At 74.1% G+C, this 15694-nt stretch carries 15 protein-coding genes; 6 read left to right on the top strand and 9 right to left on the bottom strand.

What is annotated here, in order from left to right; all coding sequences use genetic code 11:
• The first annotated feature begins 50 nt into the window (after positions 1–50).
• A complete protein-coding gene (locus ACZ6S8_RS28750; RefSeq protein ID WP_469460314.1) occupies positions 51–275 on the top strand; it encodes a hypothetical protein in 225 nt (74 codons plus the stop codon).
• Positions 276–297: 22 nt separating this feature from the next.
• On the opposite strand, the gene ACZ6S8_RS28745 is transcribed toward ACZ6S8_RS28750, so the two are convergent.
• Together ACZ6S8_RS28745 and ACZ6S8_RS28740 are read right to left on the bottom strand one after the other, a co-directional pair.
• Positions 298–1803 carry a SulP family inorganic anion transporter gene (locus ACZ6S8_RS28745; protein WP_469460313.1) on the bottom strand — a complete coding sequence of 502 codons (1506 nt, stop codon included), beginning with the start codon at positions 1801–1803 and terminating at the stop codon, positions 298–300.
• Positions 1804–2186: 383 nt separating this feature from the next.
• Complete coding sequence (locus ACZ6S8_RS28740) at positions 2187–2678, bottom strand: lamin tail domain-containing protein (protein WP_469460312.1); 492 nt, start codon at positions 2676–2678, stop codon at positions 2187–2189.
• Positions 2679–3109: 431 nt separating this feature from the next.
• Here ACZ6S8_RS28740 and ACZ6S8_RS28735 point away from each other — a divergent pair, with 431 nt between their 5' ends.
• On the top strand, positions 3110–5269 hold the full coding sequence (locus tag ACZ6S8_RS28735; protein WP_469460311.1) for a SpoIIE family protein phosphatase: 2160 nt from the start codon (positions 3110–3112) through the stop codon (positions 5267–5269).
• 53 nt (positions 5270–5322) lie between these two features.
• On the opposite strand, the gene ACZ6S8_RS28730 is transcribed toward ACZ6S8_RS28735, so the two are convergent.
• From ACZ6S8_RS28730 to ACZ6S8_RS28710, 5 genes are all read right to left on the bottom strand, one after another.
• Positions 5323–5829, bottom strand: coding sequence for a GNAT family N-acetyltransferase (locus ACZ6S8_RS28730; RefSeq protein ID WP_469460310.1), 507 nt, complete (start codon positions 5827–5829; stop codon positions 5323–5325).
• Between the two features lie 32 nt (positions 5830–5861).
• A complete protein-coding gene (locus ACZ6S8_RS28725) occupies positions 5862–6602 on the bottom strand; it encodes a class I SAM-dependent DNA methyltransferase (protein ID WP_469460309.1) in 741 nt (246 codons plus the stop codon).
• A 68-nt stretch (positions 6603–6670) separates the two neighbouring features.
• Positions 6671–8059: a chloride channel protein gene (locus tag ACZ6S8_RS28720; protein ID WP_469460308.1), complete on the bottom strand. Its 1389-nt coding sequence runs from the start codon at positions 8057–8059 to the stop codon at positions 6671–6673.
• 102 nt (positions 8060–8161) lie between these two features.
• The gene (locus ACZ6S8_RS28715; protein WP_469460307.1) at positions 8162–8758 is read right to left on the bottom strand and encodes a potassium channel family protein; all 597 of its coding nucleotides are present in this window, start codon (positions 8756–8758) and stop codon (positions 8162–8164) included.
• Positions 8759–8881: 123 nt separating this feature from the next.
• A complete protein-coding gene (locus tag ACZ6S8_RS28710; RefSeq protein WP_469460306.1) occupies positions 8882–10168 on the bottom strand; it encodes a DUF2254 family protein in 1287 nt (428 codons plus the stop codon).
• Between the two features lie 270 nt (positions 10169–10438).
• On the opposite strand from ACZ6S8_RS28710, the gene ACZ6S8_RS28705 reads away from it, so the two are divergent.
• Positions 10439–11098: a DUF2278 family protein gene (locus ACZ6S8_RS28705; protein ID WP_469460305.1), complete on the top strand. Its 660-nt coding sequence runs from the start codon at positions 10439–10441 to the stop codon at positions 11096–11098.
• 120 nt (positions 11099–11218) lie between these two features.
• Positions 11219–12112 (top strand): alpha/beta fold hydrolase, encoded by an 894-nt coding sequence (locus tag ACZ6S8_RS28700; protein WP_469460304.1) that lies wholly within the window; start codon positions 11219–11221, stop codon positions 12110–12112.
• Here the strand turns inward: ACZ6S8_RS28700 and ACZ6S8_RS28695 are convergent.
• A complete protein-coding gene (locus ACZ6S8_RS28695; RefSeq protein ID WP_469460303.1) occupies positions 12109–12660 on the bottom strand; it encodes a MepB family protein in 552 nt (183 codons plus the stop codon). The two genes, ACZ6S8_RS28700 and ACZ6S8_RS28695, sit on opposite strands and share 4 nt — an antisense overlap.
• 134 nt (positions 12661–12794) lie before the next feature.
• Entirely contained in the window at positions 12795–13838 is a 1044-nt protein-coding gene (locus tag ACZ6S8_RS28690) for an alkene reductase (protein ID WP_469460302.1), read from the bottom strand.
• Between the two features lie 225 nt (positions 13839–14063).
• Between ACZ6S8_RS28690 and ACZ6S8_RS28685 the strand changes: the two genes are divergently transcribed.
• Positions 14064–14606: a MarR family winged helix-turn-helix transcriptional regulator gene (locus ACZ6S8_RS28685; protein WP_469460301.1), complete on the top strand. Its 543-nt coding sequence runs from the start codon at positions 14064–14066 to the stop codon at positions 14604–14606.
• Between the two features lie 189 nt (positions 14607–14795).
• Positions 14796–15617, top strand: coding sequence for a hypothetical protein (locus ACZ6S8_RS28680; RefSeq protein WP_469460300.1), 822 nt, complete (start codon positions 14796–14798; stop codon positions 15615–15617).
• Positions 15618–15694: the final 77 nt, after the last annotated feature.

The raw sequence follows: 15694 nt of genomic DNA, 5'->3' as shown, positions 1-15694 counted from the left end.
TCCAGATCCGCCGGGATGCGCGCGCCGCGCGCGCCCGGCAGTGTGGCTGCATGCCCGACCGTACGCACGTCACCATCCACCCCCTGCTGGCCAAGGGCGGCCGTCCCGTCACCGCGCACGCCCACGGCGTCGACGAGCGGCTCGGCATCGCGGCCGGAGTCGACGACGTCGTCGAGTTCCTCCGCCGCATCGGCCTGGAGGACGGCGCCGAGCTGATCGCCCGCGAGGACCCGCGGATCAGCTGGATCGGCGGCGGCCCCACCGAGTGGGCGTGACGGCGGTCTGTACCGGGCGGGATCAGTGGGGCGTGAGTTCGCCGCTGAGTCTGCCGTGGAGCTCGGCGCTGGGAACGTCGAGGCCGGCGATCTCCACCGTCTTGCCGCGCTGCGCGTACCTGGCGACGACCGCGTCGAGGACGGCCACGGAGGACGCGTCCCAGACGCGGGCCGCGCGGAGGTCGATGACGACCCGGTCGGGGTCGGCGGCGTAGTCGAACCGGCCGGCGAGCTCGTCGGCCGAGGCGAAGAACAGTTCCCCGGTCACCGCGTACACCACCGTGCGGCCGTCGGGGTCCGTGCGCGCGGTGAGGTCCGCGCGGTGGGCGACGCGCCGGGCGAAGACGGCCATCGCGGTGACCGAGCCGGCGACGACACCGACGGCGAGGTTGTGCGTGGCGACCACGCATACCACCGTGACGAGCATGACGGTGATCTCGCCCGCCGGCATGCGCCGCAGGGTCGCGGGCGCGACGGAGTGCCAGTCGAAGGTCGCGAAGCAGACCATGACCATGACGGCGACCAGGGCGGCCATCGGGATCTCGGAGACCAGGGGGCCGAAGACGATGCACAGCACCATCAGGAACACCCCCGCGAGGAAGGTGGAGAGGCGCGTACGGGCGCCGGACACCTTCACGTTGATCATGGTCTGGCCGATCATGGCGCACCCGCCCATGCCGCCGAAGAAGCCGGTGACGATGTTCGCGACGCCCTGGCCGACCGACTCCCGGGTCTTGGACGAGCGGGTGTCGGTGATCTCGTCGACGAGCTTGGCCGTCATCAGTGACTCCATCAGCCCGACCAGGGCCATCGCCAGGGCGTACGGGGCGACCGTCGTCAGCGTGGCCACGGTGAACGGCACGTCCGGCAGGCCGGGGACCGGCAGCGCGGACGGCAGCGCGCCCTTGTCGCCCACGGTCGGCACCGCCAGGCCCGCGGCCACCGTCAGGGCCGTCAGGACCGCGATGGAGACCAGGGGGGCGGGGACCACCGTGGTGATCCTCGGAAGGAGGACCAGCATCAGCAGGCCGGCCGCGACCAGCGGGTGGACCGGCCACGGCACGTCGCGCATCTCGGGGACCTGCGCCATGAAGATCAGGACGGCCAGGGAGTTGACGAAGCCGACCATCACCGAGCGCGGGACGAAGCGCATCAGTTTCGCCACGCCGAGCGCGCCGAGGGCGATCTGGAAGACGCCTGCCAGGATGACCGCCGCCACGAGGTAGCCGAAGCCGTGCTCGCGGTTCAGCGGGGCGATGACGAGGGCCACGGCGCCGGTCGCGGCCGAGATCATCGCCCGACGGCCGCCGACCACGGAGATCACGACGGCCATGGTGAACGAGGCGAACAGGCCCACCGCCGGCTCGACGCCCGCGATGATCGAGAAGGAGATCGCCTCGGGGATCAGCGCGAGGGCGACGACGAGACCGGCCAGGACCTCGGTGCGCCACACCTTCGGGTCCGACAGCCAGTGCGGCCGCAGGCCGCGGAGGCGCGCGGCGGACGGTGCGGGGGAGGGGGAAGACAAGGGGAACGGGGTCCTGTCGTGCTCGGGCACACGGTACGACTCGGGCGGGCCGCCGTGCGGAAACGGTTCGGCCCGGTCGGCCTTCGCGCCGACCACTGTACCCATCCCCGGGGGCGCCGCCCCGTCCGGTCCGCCCCCCGGGCGGCCGCCGCCGCGCCCGTACGCGGGTCACGTGCGGCCGCGCACGGAAGCGGGGGGCGCCCCCCCCCCCCGGGGGGGGGGGCCCCCCCGGGGGGGCCGCCCCCCCCCCCCCCCCCCCCGCGGGGGGGGGGGCGGGCCCCGCCGGGGGGGGGGCCCGCCCCCGCCCGGGGCGGGGGGCCCGGGGGGGCGGCCCCGGCCCGGGGCCCCCCCCCCCGCGGGGGGGGGGGGGCCCGCCCGCGGGGTCAGCGGCCGCGCCTGCCCCAGCTGCGGGTGTCGAGGACGCGTCCGCTGCCGTTGCGCAGCGTGGCGGTGTCCCGGTCGTCCCACACGTAGGTGCGGCGGTCCTGGTAGACGTCCGCGGCGGTGTCGCGGCCCTGGCCCGTGTGGACCTTGACGCTGGAGCGGCCGTCCAGGCGCAGGCCGGCGAAGCGGTAGCGGGTCCCCTGGCTGTCGGTGAGGGTGAAGCCGCGCAGGCTGACCGCCTTGCGTCCGGTGTTCTTCACCTCGACCCACTCGGCGTTCAGGCTGCGGTTGGAGCGGTCGTCGCGGCCGGGGCTGTCGTACTGGACCGCGCCGATCACGATCGATCCGTGCCGGGCCCTCGTGTCGTCGTGACCGCGACCGTGGCCATGACCGTGGCCGTCGGCGGCGACCGGGAGCGCGGCGCCGCCGACGAGGGCGGCGGAGGCCGCGAGGGCGGCGACGATGCGGAGGGTGCTGCGGGAAACGGACATGGAGCGTCACCTCGAGGACGTGCCCGGGCGGCCCCGTTCGGGGCCTCGACGGGCGGTGTGCGGGTACCCGGCCGGCTGCCGAGGGGGCACACTCTGGTCCGCCGGGGGAGGGTTCCGGCCGTAAAACGCCGGTCATTACGAAATCGGGAAATTCCGCACCTAAGGTCCGATAAGCCTCAGGATCGGGGCTCGGCAGTGCCGGACGGCCCTCGCCCGGCTTGCGCGGTCGCGCCGGCTCGGTTACCTGAGGGTAGCGGGTGCGGGACCGCCTACTCCGAGGTTTCCGCTGGTCAGCGGGGGTGGACGAGTCCGCGCGGGCCGCCCGGACGGCTGCGGGGCCGGTTCCGGGGGACGATGGAAGCCGGCCGTGCGCCGCGGCCCGTACCAGGCAGGCCCGGTTCCGGGCCGGAAGGCCGAAGGGAGTGCCCGTGATGGCTGAGAGCGGCCCGTCCGGGCCCGGCGGTACCGGGCCCCCCGAAGCCGGCCGCACCGCCGCGGCGGGGGAGACCCGGATCCACCCCGCCGCCGCGGCGGTGGAGGCCCGCATCTCCCCGCCGAGCGGGCTGCTCGACGTACTGAACGTGGCCGCGATCGTCCTCGACTCCCAGGGCCGGATCGCCCTCTGGAGCCCCCAGGCCGAGCAGCTGTTCGGATGGTCCGCGAAGGAGGCGCTGGGCCGGCCCGCCGCCCAGCTGCTGGCCGCCCCGGAGCACCTGGACCTGGTACTGGAGCTGTTCGCGCGGGTCATGGGCGGGGCGGGCGACTGGGCCGGCGCGTTCCCCGTGCGGCACAAGGCCGGCGGCAGCCACCTGGTCGAGTTCCGCAACATGCGGCTCCTCGACGAGCACGGGGACCTCTACGCCCTCGGGATCGCGACCGACCGGGCCCGCCTCCGTCACCTGGAGCGGGACCTCGCCCTCTCCGCCCGCCTGGTCGCCCAGTCGCCGATCGGCCTCGCGGTGCTGGACACGGACCTGAGGTACGTGCTGGTCAACCCGATGCTGGAGCGCATCAACGGACTGCCCGCCTCCCAGCACATCGGCCGCAGCGTACGGGAGGCCCTGTCCTTCCTCGACGACGCCGGCGCGGTCGAGGCGGCGATGCGCCAGGTCCTGGCCACGGGCACCCCGTTGGTCGAGCAGTTCACGGCCGGCCACACCCAGGGAGACCAGCACCACGAACACGCCTGGTCGGTGTCGTACTACCGGCTGGAGGACGCCGGCGGGCGGGTCCTGGGCCTGGCCACCTCGATCGTCGACGTGACCCAGAGCCACCTGGCGGCCAAGGAGATCGCCCGCAGCCGCCGCCGGCTCGCGCAGATCGCGGACGCCACCGTCCGCATCGGAACCACTCTCGACCTGGACCAGACGGCCCGCGAACTGGCCGAGGTCGTGGTTCCCGACCTCGCCGACATCGCCGCCGTCGACATCCTCGACTCCGTCCTCGACGGCCGCCCCAGCCTGAAGTCCTCCGCCCACGAGCCCGCGGTGTTCCGGGCGCTCGCCGTGGCCGCCGCCTATCCCAGCGAGGCGGTGCGCGCCGCCGACCCCCCGGGTGACATCGCCCGCTACGAGGCGGACCGGCTCGTCACCCAGTCCGTGACGACCGGCCACCCGGTCCTCGTGGCCCACGTGCACGCCCGCGACATCTCCCGCATCGCCCGCGACGACGACGCCGCCGCGATGCTGGCCCGCGCCGGACTGCGCTCCTACCTCGCCGTGCCGCTCATCGCCCGCGGCGAGGTCCTCGGCGCCCTCGACCTCAAACGCACCCGCAACCCGCTGCCGTTCGACGACGACGACATCGTCCTCGCCGGCGAACTCGCCGCGCGCGCCGCCGTGTGCATCGACAACGCCCGCTGGTACCGCAACGCCCACCACACCGCACTCGCCCTCCAACGCCACCTCCTCCCGCACCATCCGCCCGAGACGGCCGGCCTGGAGGTCGCCTACCGCTACCAGCCCGCCGCGGCCACCAGCGAGATCGGCGGCGACTGGTTCGACGCCATTCCCCAGGTCGGCGGAACCACCGCGCTCGTCGTCGGCGACGTCATGGGCAGCGGCATCAACGCCGCCGCCAGCATGGGCCAGCTCCGCACCGCCACCCGCACCCTCGCCGAACTGGGCCTGGACCCGACCCAGGTGCTGCGCCAGCTGGACCGCACCACCGCCGCCCTCGAAGAGACCATCGCCACCTGCGTCTACGCCGTGTACGACCCGCACCGCGCCGAGTGCCGCATCTCCGTCGCCGGACACCTGCCGCCGGTCTTCATCCGCCCCGGCGAGACCCCGCGCCTGCTCGAACTGCCCACCGGCGCCCCCCTGGGCGTCGGCGGCATCCCCTTCGAGGCCACCACCGTGAGCATGCGGCCCCAGGACCAGCTCGTCCTGTACACCGACGGGCTGGTCGAGACCCGCGACCAGCCCATCGACGAACGGCTCGACCTCCTCCTGAACCTCCTCACCGACGCCGACCGCCCCCTGGAGGAGACCTGCGACCGGCTCCTCGACTCGCTGCGCCGCCCGAACGACCACGACGACGTCGCCCTCGTCATCGCCCGCGCGAAGCCCTGGCCGACCCCCCGGGAGTGACGGACCGCCCGGAAGCGACGACGAGCGGAGCCCGCCCGACGTTTTCCGGAGGCTCACCGCCCCGGGCCGGCCGCAGGTTCCAGGAGGTCGCGCGTGAAGCGCAGGCCCGGGCGGTCGTCCACCCGGATGTCGCCCGCGGGGACGAATCCCGTACGGGCCAGGACGGCGAGCGAGCCCGTGTTGTCGAGCGTCGTGACCGCCCGGAGCGCCGTCAGTCCGTACTCCGCGGCGGCCCGCCGACAGACCTCGCGCACGGACGCCGTGGCCAGCCCGCGCCCGGCGGCCCGCTCGGCGATCCGGTAGCCGAGTTCGGCCTCGCCGTCCGCAGCATCGACCAGGTTGACCCGGCCCACGATCTCGCCGAGGTCGTCCACCAGTACGTGGAAGAAGTCCAGCCCCGCGGCCTGATCGGCCAACAGGGCGCGGTGCCGTGCGTCGAACGCGGAGAAGTAGGGGTCGCCGCGGTCGGGCACGGACGCGGCGAAGTAGGCGCGGTTGCGCCGCTCGAACTCCAGCAGGGCCGGGGCGTGGTCGTGGCGCAGGAGTTCGAGTCGGGGCATGGCGCGATCCTAGGCGGCTGACAACGCCGAGGTCAGACCGGTTTGCGCCACACGGAGACGTGCTTTCCGGAGTCCTGGGTGAACGGCGAGCCGTCCCAGTCCGCGACGCGCCGTTCCGGTTCGAGCCCGGCGATCCGTGCCATGAGGTCCAGCTCCGCCGGCCAGGCGTACCGGTGCCGGGAGCTGTCGCGGCGGTAGCGGCCGTCGTCGCCGTCGCGGGTGAGGTGGTGCGAGACGAGGACCTGCTCGACCAGGTCGAAGGTGTCGAACCCCAGGTGCGCCTCGGACACGTCGAAGGGCACCGCGACCTGGCCGGGAGGCAGGAACCGGAGCGGCGGCACGCCCAGCTCGATGACGAACCGGCCACCGGGCTCCAGATGACGTGCGGCGTTGCGGAAGCACTCGACCTGCTCGTCCTGCGTGAGCAGGTTCGTGATGGTGTTGTAGACGAGGTACACCAAGGTGAACCCGCCGGGGACGACGGTCGTGGCCATGTCCCCGACGGTCACCGGGAGCGCGTCCTCGTCGATCTTGCGCCGCAGCACGGCCGCCATGTGCTCGGACAGTTCGATGCCCACGACCGGTACGCCGCGCCGCCGGAGCGGTACGCCGACCCGGCCGGTCCCGATGGCGAACTCCAGCGCCCGGCCGTCCCCGGCGAGCTCGGCGAGGAAGTCGAGGGCCGGGCCGAGTGCGGCGGCCGAGGACGACTCGGCTTCCTCGGCGTCGTAGCGGTCGGCGGTCTCACGGGTCCACAGCTCACTGCTCGTCACGGGGGACCACCCTGCCGGGTCGGGCAGGTCGTTGTCGACGCGATATGCGGTACTCCCGTCCACCGGAGTCAGTGGGCTGCCGCCGCCACCGGCCGGCCGGGCGGCATCAGCTCGGAGACGACGAAGGCGACCACGGCCGCCAGGATCACGACGGGCATCATGGCGGAACTGCCGAGCAACAGGACCACGAGCACCACGCTGCTCACCGGTAGCCGCAGCACGGTGGCGGAGGCCGCCGCCATGCCCGCCGCCATCGCCGGTACGACCCCCAGGCCCGGCAGGGGCGCCAGGAGCACGCCCGCCGCGGCGCCCAGGAAGAGCGCCGGGAACACCGGGCCGCCGCGCAGGCTGCCCAGGCAGAGCGCGTACGCGGCGCCCTTGAACAGCAGCACGGCGATCAGCGCGCCCACCCCCCAGGCATGCGGGTCGGCGCCCAGCGCGGCCAGCGTCGCCTGCCCGGACGAGGCCACCTCGACGGGGTCGCGGCCGGTGGCCAGCCCGTACACGGCAGCGCAGACCGCGGCGCCGAGCGCGCACAGAACGGTCCGGACGAAGGGCCGCGCCGCGACGTACCCACCCAGAGCCCGCGCCCCGATCAGCAGGGGGTGCAGCACGGCGGCGAGCGCCACGGCGATGACCACGGCCCACGCCACGTCGGGCGCGTCCAGACGGGGAAGCGGCCCGGACAGGTGCAGGGACAGGTCGCCCGTGGGCAGCCCCGTCCAGCGGCCGAGCCCGGTGAACACCAGCGAGCCGATCCCGGTGGACAGCAGGGAGGGCAGCATGACCGCGAACAGCTGGGGCCCGCCGACGCCCGCCACCTCGATCAGCAGCACGGCGGCGATCAGGGGATTGCCGAAGATGGCGGCGATGGCCGCCGCGGCTCCGGCCGCGCCCAGGAGCGCGTTGCTCTGTGGGGTCGCCGGTGCCTGGGCGAGGTTCCGGAACAGCAGCGCGAGACCGCCGCCCAGCGCGATCAACGGGGCTTCCGGCCCCAGTACCGCACCGAACGGCAGGCTGGCCACCGCCGCGAGCAGGACGCCGGGCAGCGCGGCCGGCGAGGCGCCGCTCGTGTTCAGACCGAACGCGGGGACGTGGCCGCCCGCCCCGCGCAGGTGCGTGACGATCAGGCCGACCGCGATGCCGGCGACCAGCAGCAGGGGCAGCGGCCACCACCAGGGCGCGGCGTCCCAGCCCAGCGACTCGGGGAGGACGGCCCACAGGAGGCCCTCCAGTTTGTGCATGCCGACGAGGAACCAGAAGGAGGCGAGGGACACCGGAATGCCGATGAAGGCACAGAACACGAGCGCCTTCAGGTACCCGGGACTGCGCAGGAGGTGCCGCAGCAGCTCCGCCTCCGGCGGCCCGGCCCCTGCCACGGGCCGGCCGTTCTTCGCGCCGTCAGGCGACTCGGTCCCGCCGCCGGGCGGGTCGGACCGGGGGTGCGGCTCCGTCATGGGGCACGTCCTTTCCGCTTCCTCGATGGTCCACCTGTGCGGCGCGCTCCGCCGCCGGAAGGGTTCGCGGTCCACCCGGCCGACCGGCCCGGTCCGGCGCGTCTAATGGTCTTGGTCCTCGTCCTCGTCCCCGGGCGGGGGCGCGTCGGCCGTTCCGCGCCGGCGCATGCCGATCCTGACCGCCCCGAACAGGACCTTGGCGATCACGCCCACCACGAACAGGTCGGCGATCATCTGCGCCGTGGTCAGCGCGCGCCCCGTCTCCGTGGTGGGAACGATGTCGCCGAAGCCCACGGTCGCGAACACCGTGACCGTGAAGTAGAGCGCGTCCGTGCGGTTCAGTTGTTCGGAGAACGACTGCGGGATCTCCTGCGCCAGCAGGAAGTACGACGCCGAGAAGAGCACGAGGAACAACGGGACCGCGGTGGCCAGTGCCTCCAGCGCGCGCAGTCGCGGATACGGCGCACGGGTGATCGCGGAGGTCTGCCAGGCGATGAGAGCGCCGAACACGATGAGGCCGAGGGTCAGCAGGGTGACGGTGGACAGGGTGAAGCCGCTGTCCAGGGGGGCCAGGTAGTACAGGCCGGTCAGCAGGGCGATCGAGGCCGCCGAGCGGAGCAGGTGCCCCATGAGCACGCGGCCGCGCAGCGCGGAGGTACGGCCGGCGCCCTCCCGCCGCTCGGATGCTTTGCGGTCCATGGACTCAGGAGACGGGGGCGGAGCGCTTTCCGCGACCGGAGAGCGGGCGAGGAAGCGCCGCCCGGCGCCGCCGGGCCCTTGTCGCACCGGCCGCACGGCCGGACCCAGCGCTCCGGGGGCACGTCAGCCGCCGCCGGCGCCGCCGGGCTCCGGGTCCCCGCCCCCGGGCGCCGTCCAGACGAGCGGATACCGGTCGGCGCCGGTCCGTTCCACCCACAGGAGCCGGTCGCGCACGAGGGCGCGGCGGCTCTCGGGAGCCCGTTCCACCAGCCTGCGGAGCAGGTCGCGCACCCGGCGCAGGGCCATCGGGGAACCGGCGGCGGCGCAGAGCACGTCGTCGACGGCCGTCCGGACGAACTGCTCCCAGCCCGGCACCGGGATCGTCACCCGCAACCGGCCGGCGTCGTCGTCGAAGCGCCCGATGTCGAGCTCGCGTCCGGCCAGGCGGGTCAGCAGGTCCTCCAGGCGGTCCAGGGCCTCCACGGCCGTGGCCGGATCGTTGACGGCCGGAGAGAGGGCCCGCAGGGCGATGTCGGCGAGGAGTCTGAACGGGAGCTCCGGATCCTGGTCGAAGGTGCGCTCCACGCCGGTCACCAGGGCCACGCGCAGTTGCCCTTCGGAGAGGCCGCCGGGCGTCACCCGGGCGAGTTCCGTGCCCTGGGACACCGTGGTGCCCGGCACGACCCCGAACGCGATCGTGCAGTCCCGCTCCCGCGCCGCCCCGATCAGTGCGGGGACGTCGAACTGCTGCAGTACGACGGCCGCTCCCGACCAGCGCACCGAGGTGGCCCCGGTCACCGCCGGGCGCGGGCCCTCCGCGGCTGCGGCGGGATCGTACGGCTTGGTGTACAACGCGTCGAAGAGCAGGTGCGCGCGGGTGGCGATGGCGGTCAGCGCGTGGCCGAGCTGGATCGAGTCGAACGCCTTCATCTGCAGGGTCCTCATGAACACGATGGCGACGAGCGCGAGGAGCATGGCGGTGACCGGCACGAAGGACGAGACGCGCGGACCCACGCCGATCGCGAGCGCGGAGGTGACGCAGAAGACGAACACCCCGACGGTGAAGGCGAACGCGCGCCAGACGATGGGCTCGTCCCGGAACAGCCCGAGGCGCGGTGTGAAGGTGCTCGCGGAGAACTGCACCACCAGGAACAGCATCGAATAGATGATGCTCACCAGGCTGATGACGCCGAACCCGATGGTGAACAGCAGCGACACCACCCGTCCCGCTTCCACCTCGGGCCCCACCGAGACCAGGGGCGCCAGGATCCCCAGCACGAATCCCGCGACCGCGCAGACGAGCTGCGACAGGCCCCTGCGCATCGCGCGCGTCGGCCGGCGGAACGCCGATCCGCGGGGGCGCCGCAGTCGTGGCGGGGGAGGGGCGGGGCCGTCAGCCGAACGGGACATCCCGCCTCCTCCGTGATCGCTCCGCGTCGCCGCGGTCGCACCGCCGCGGGTGCCTCGCCGTGCGGGGTACGCCCGTCAGCCCCGGACGGTCGCGGAAGGGCGCCGCGCGTTCATTCGACGCGGGCCGCGGCCGTACGGCATCTCGGGTTGCGCCGGTCGGGTGCGCGCGCCGGTCGCGTTCGGCCGGCGCGCGGAGTCGGGGCGCGTGGGGTCGGGCCGGCGCGTGGGGTCGGCGCGTGGAGCCGCGGCCCCGGTGGTTCACTGGGGGGCATGCCGCTCGACGCGTACGGGGTGCTCTCAGGGACGCTGCACCGCCATTTCCGGGACAGCCCCGACACCCAGGGGCGCTGGTTCCACGTGAACCTGGAGGTCGACGCGCCCGCGGGGAGGTACCGGTGCGCCGTCGACGTGGACAGCAACCAGTCCGCGACGGGGGTCCAGTGGAAGGTGTTCACCCTGGCCCCCTCGGTGCTCGAACCCGTGCCCGCCCTCGCCCCGGGCTACCACGACCTCTCCCCGTCCTCCGGCTCGGGAGCCCTCGACCACCTCCGCCACCCGGCCCTCGTGGACCGGCCCGGCTGCCTCTTCGTACGCCGCCCGCCGGACTGGCTGCGGCAGTTCCTCGAGCGCCTGAACCCGCCCCGGCCGTGGGTCTCCGGCACCAACCTCGACGCCGCCGCCGCCCTGGAGCCCCTGCTCGTGCCCGGCCGGCCGGTCCTGATCTTCGGGGAGCCCTTCGACCAGGGCCTCGGCATGCACAACATCCACCAGAACCAGGGCGACCCGTACGGCAGCAGGTGGTGGGATGACAACGCCGTCTGGCAGGACGGGGCCACCCTGACCCGCCGCCCCGACGGGTGGTACGACGTCTTCCTGAACAAGTTCTCCAGCCAGGCGGACCGCACGGACGCCGACGGACATCCGGCCTGACCGATCGCCGTCACCCCGGCGCCGGCGCGCGTCCCCGAGGCGGCCGCTCTCCGCCGGGGCCCGCACGAACGGGCGCCGCCCCGTACCGTCTTCGGGAAGGACCACACCCCGGAGGCAGCCGTGACCGTCGACCAGCCGACGCCGCCGGAGAGGGACGTCCACGTCAACGGCGTCGTCCTCGCCACCCAGGCCTTCGGAGACCCGGCGTGGCCCGCGATCCTGCTGATCGGCGGCGCCGAGGCGTCCATGGACTGGTGGGACGAGGAGTTCACGGCCCGCCTCGCCGCCGGGGGGCGCCGCGTCATCCGGTACGACACCCGCGACACGGGCCGGTCGACCACCTTCCCGGTCGGCGCGCCGACCTACGCGTCGGAGGACCTCGTCGCGGACGCCGTGGGAATCCTCGACGCCTACGGGATCTCCGCGGCCCACATCGTCGGAATCTCCATGGGCGGCGCACTCGCCCAGCACCTGGCCGTCCACCACCCCGGCCGGGTCCGCACGCTCACCCTCGTGTCCACCAGCCCCGACGGCCCCGGCGGACCGCAGACCCCGGACCTGCCGCCGATCAGCGAGGCGCTGCGCCGGGCGCTCGCGGAACCCGCCCCCGCACCCGACTGGACGGACCGGGAGGCCGTCATCGCGTACTTCCTGGCCGCCGAGCACACGTTCGCCGGAGCCATCCCCGTCGACGAGGACCGGCTGCGCCGCACCGCCGGCCGGGCGTTCGACCGCAGCCCGGTCCCCGCGGCCGCCTCCAACCACTGGAGGGTCGCCGGCGGCGCCCCGGTCCGCGACCGCCTCGGGGAGATCGCCGCCCCCACCCTGGTCCTGCACGGAACCGCCGACCCGCTCTTCCCGTACGGCCACGCGGAGGCGCTCGCGCGCGAGATCCCCGGCGCCGTGCTGGTCCCACTGCCCGGGATGGGCCACCAGATGCCTCCGCCCCCGACCTGGGACACGATCGTCCCGGCCATCACCCGGCACACCGCCGGGGCGGACGAAAAGGACTAGAGACGGTAGAGGGCTCGGGCGCGGGCCCGGTCGACGGGGCCCTCCGCAGGCGTGGGGAGGTAGTACGCGACCTGCCAGGCCTGGGCGCGGTCGGCCTGGCGGTTGGCCGTGGTGACCCACGGCGGATAGACCCGGAAGCCGCGCTTGCCGCCGGCGCCGCCGACCGAGACGACGCCCTCCCGGCCCAGGGCGTCCACGGGGAAGACGAAGTGCCCGGCGTGTCCCTCGCCGCGGGTGGCGACGACGACGAGGTCGACGGGGTCGGTGTCGGCGAAGGGCCGGATCGGGCCCTCCGGGGACCTCTGCCACACGGTGACGAACCGGCCGACCTTCCGCGGGGTGGAACGGGCGGCGCGGAACCGGACGGCCAGGCCGTCCAGGGTGAACGCGTGGGCCGCGTAGTCGGCGCTCTCGGCCTCGGGGACCGGCTGCGAGCAGGTGAAACCGCACGGGTCGTAGACGCGGGACTTCACGATGCCGAGGTCTTCGTGCACCGGGGTGCCGGCGGACCAGGGGGTCGCGACGGACGGGCTGGGGGAGGTGCTCATCCGGCCACGATGCCACGCGGCTCCGACACGGTGTCCGACGCCGGGGCCGACGCCGGGTCCGATGCCGGGACCAGGCCGGAAACCGACACCGCGTCCGACCGGGCCCGGGCCGGTGGCCCGGGCCTGCGGTCGGGTCAGCGGGCCGGGTAGTCCGTGTAGCCGCGGGCGTCGCCGCCGAAGAACGTGGCCGGGTCCGGGGTGTTGTAGGGGCCCTCGGTCCGCAGCCGGTCCGGGAGGTCCGGGTTGGCGAGGAACAGGGCCCCGAAGGCGAGCAGGTCGGCGGTTCCGTCCTCGATGAGCGCGAGGGCGCGGTGGTCCGTCGGACCCTCGGTCGCGGGGTTCAGCACGAGCGGGCCGCTGAACTGCTTGCGCAGCGCGAGGGTCGTCTCACGGGCCTCGGGCCCGTGCTCCATGACGTGCAGGTAGGCCAGGCCGAGCCCGTCGATCTCCTTGACCAGGGCCTCGTACGCGGGCTGCGGGTCGGGCTCGGAGATGCTGTTGAACGCGTTCCCGGGGGAGACGCGCAGGCCCGTGCGCTCGGCACCGATCGCGGCGGCGACGGCCTTGACGGTCTCCACGGCGAACCGGATCCGGTTCTCGACCGTGCCGCCCCACTCGTCGGTGCGCCGGTTGGAGCCCGGGGCCAGGAACTGGTGGATCAGGTACCCGTTGGCCCCGTGCAGCTCGACCCCGTCGAAGCCCGCCTCGACCGCGTTGCGGGCGGCTTCGGCGAAGTCGGCGATGGTCGCCCGTACCTCGGCCCCGGTCAGCTCGTGGGGCGTCACGAAGTCCTGCATGCCCTCGGCCGTGAACAGCTGCCCCTCGGGGGCGACCGCGGACGGAGCCACCGGGACCAGGCCCTCGGGCAGCAGCGAGGGGTGGCCGATCCGGCCCGCGTGCATCAGCTGCGCGAAGATCCGGCCGCCGGCCGCGTGCACCGAGTCGGTGACCTCGCGCCAGGCCGCGACCTGCTCGGCACTGTGCAGACCGGGCGTGAAGGGGTAACCCTGTCCGACGACGGAGGGCTGGATGCCCTCGGTGATGACCAGCCCGGCGGAGGCGCGCTGGGTGTAGTACTCGGCGACGAGGCCGGTCGCGATGCCGCCCTCGCCCGCACGGCTGCGGGTCATGGGGGCCAGGGCGATCCGGTTGGGAAGGACGCCGCCGGCGATGCGCACGGGCTCGAATGCGGTGGTCATGTCTGCCTCACAAAGTTAGTTGGTCGGCCAATCTTTGACTCTGGAAGGAGCGTACCTCATTACTTGGCCGACCAAGGTAAAATGTGGGGAAGCGGTAAGGTCCTGACGAGGACGTCGGGCGTGCGCCCCCTCGGGGCCCCGCCGGGGAGCCGTACGAACCTGCCGAACACGGCCCGTCGGACCCGATGAAGGAGGAGTGCCGCCATGACCGCGGAAGCCGCTCAGGACCCGCGCACCACCCCGGAGTGCGCGGCGCCCCCCAGCGCCGTGCTGGACGGGCCGGTGAGCCACGCGATCAGCCGGGTGGCCCGCCTCCACCGGATCGCGGCGGGCCGGGTCCTGCGGGACCTGGGGCTGCACCCGGGGCAGGAGTTCGTGATGATGCAGCTCTGGGACAGCGGCGCCGTGCGGCAGTCCGAGCTGATCAAGGCGGTCGGCCTCGACCCCTCCACGGTGACCAAGATGCTGCAGCGCCTCGAACACGCCGGTCACGTACGCCGCCGGCCCGACCCCTCGGACCGGCGCGCTTCGCTCGTCGAGGCGACCGACACCAGTTGCGGGCTCCTCGTCGAGGTCCGCAGGGCCTGGGGCGAGCTCGAACGCCAGACCCTGGAGGGCCTGGACGAGTCCGAACGCACGGAACTGGCCCGGCTGCTCGGCAAGGTGGAGACGACCCTGTGCGCGGAAGTCACCCGGCACGGCGGCACGGAGTGCGACGGTGCCTTCAAGGGGCCGGGCGTCTGCTGACACCCCTGCGCCGTCACCCCTGTCCGGTGCGGCGGCGAAGGCCCCGCGGCCCGACGGGTCCTGACGGGGGGAGGGGCGGCGGGTCGGGGCGGTGGCGAGGGCCGGCCGCGCGGGTCCGCTGGCGCTCGCGCCGCGGCGGCGTACGTTGGTAGAGGACCGCTGATCGGAGGCGGCAGGAAGGTCGGGCCCATGGTGAAGACGGCCGGTTCCCCTCTGCGCGAGCGAATGGCGGGTTTCCTGGACAGTCCGTTCATCGGGATGTCCCCCTGGATCGTGTTCTCGCTCCTGGTCGGACCGGGACGCTTCGAATGGGCGGTCGGCGCGGCGCTGCTGATCTCGCTCGCCCTCGTCCTCGGGAGCCGCCTGGGCGGCCACGGCGGCTCCGTGAAGATCCTGGAGGTCGCGGACCTCGTCTTCTTCGCGATCATGGCGGTCGTCGGCCTGGTCGCGAGCGACGGCACGCGCCGGTGGCTGGAGACCTACGCGGGGGAGACCTCCAACATCGCGCTGACGCTCATCGCCTTCGGCTCCATGGCCGTCGGGACGCCCTTCACCCTCCAGTACGCCCGGGAGCAGGTCGATCCCGCCTTCTGGAAGACGCCCGCGTTCCTGCGGACCAACTACATCATCACCGGCGTGTGGGGGCTCGCCTTCCTCGTGGCGGCCATCGCCGGCGCCTACGGCGACCTGGTCCTGCGCAACCCCAACAACATCTGGACGGGCTGGATCATCCAGATCCTGGCCATCGTCGCCGCCCTGCGCTTCACGGTCTGGTACCCCGAGGTGGCCCGCGCCCGGGCCCGGGGAGGCGACCATCCGGTCCCGCCGCTCTCCGACCTGCTGCTCCCGCTGGCGGGCATGCTCGTCCCGGTGGGGATCGCCGTCCTCGTGTTCGCCGGCGACCTGTGGTGGCTCGGCGTCGCCCTCATCGTGATCGGTGGCTGGCTGACCCGGCTCCTCAAGCGGCAGAGCGGCCAAACGGCCCCCACCGACCGCCGCACGCCCGGCTGAGCCGATTCGCCGCACGTTCCGCCGAAGGACTCCGCAGGCGCCGGGCAGGGCCGGCCCGCTCGGGCGGGCGGGCGGAG

This window comes from Streptomyces sp. NPDC048461 (assembly GCF_055587105.1).
This window is presented reverse-complemented; position numbering and strand designations above follow the sequence as displayed.

Coding starts and splice junctions, on each gene's coding strand:
- ACZ6S8_RS28750 (WP_469460314.1), top strand. CDS start 51: ATGCCCGACCGTACGCACGTCACCATCCACCCCCTGCTGGCCAAGGGC.
- ACZ6S8_RS28740 (WP_469460312.1), bottom strand. CDS start 2,678: ATGTCCGTTTCCCGCAGCACCCTCCGCATCGTCGCCGCCCTCGCGGCC.
- ACZ6S8_RS28735 (WP_469460311.1), top strand. CDS start 3,110: ATGGCTGAGAGCGGCCCGTCCGGGCCCGGCGGTACCGGGCCCCCCGAA.
- ACZ6S8_RS28730 (WP_469460310.1), bottom strand. CDS start 5,829: ATGCCCCGACTCGAACTCCTGCGCCACGACCACGCCCCGGCCCTGCTG.
- ACZ6S8_RS28720 (WP_469460308.1), bottom strand. CDS start 8,059: ATGACGGAGCCGCACCCCCGGTCCGACCCGCCCGGCGGCGGGACCGAG.
- ACZ6S8_RS28715 (WP_469460307.1), bottom strand. CDS start 8,758: ATGGACCGCAAAGCATCCGAGCGGCGGGAGGGCGCCGGCCGTACCTCC.
- ACZ6S8_RS28710 (WP_469460306.1), bottom strand. CDS start 10,168: ATGTCCCGTTCGGCTGACGGCCCCGCCCCTCCCCCGCCACGACTGCGG.
- ACZ6S8_RS28705 (WP_469460305.1), top strand. CDS start 10,439: ATGCCGCTCGACGCGTACGGGGTGCTCTCAGGGACGCTGCACCGCCAT.
- ACZ6S8_RS28695 (WP_469460303.1), bottom strand. CDS start 12,660: ATGAGCACCTCCCCCAGCCCGTCCGTCGCGACCCCCTGGTCCGCCGGC.
- ACZ6S8_RS28685 (WP_469460301.1), top strand. CDS start 14,064: ATGACCGCGGAAGCCGCTCAGGACCCGCGCACCACCCCGGAGTGCGCG.
- ACZ6S8_RS28680 (WP_469460300.1), top strand. CDS start 14,796: ATGGTGAAGACGGCCGGTTCCCCTCTGCGCGAGCGAATGGCGGGTTTC.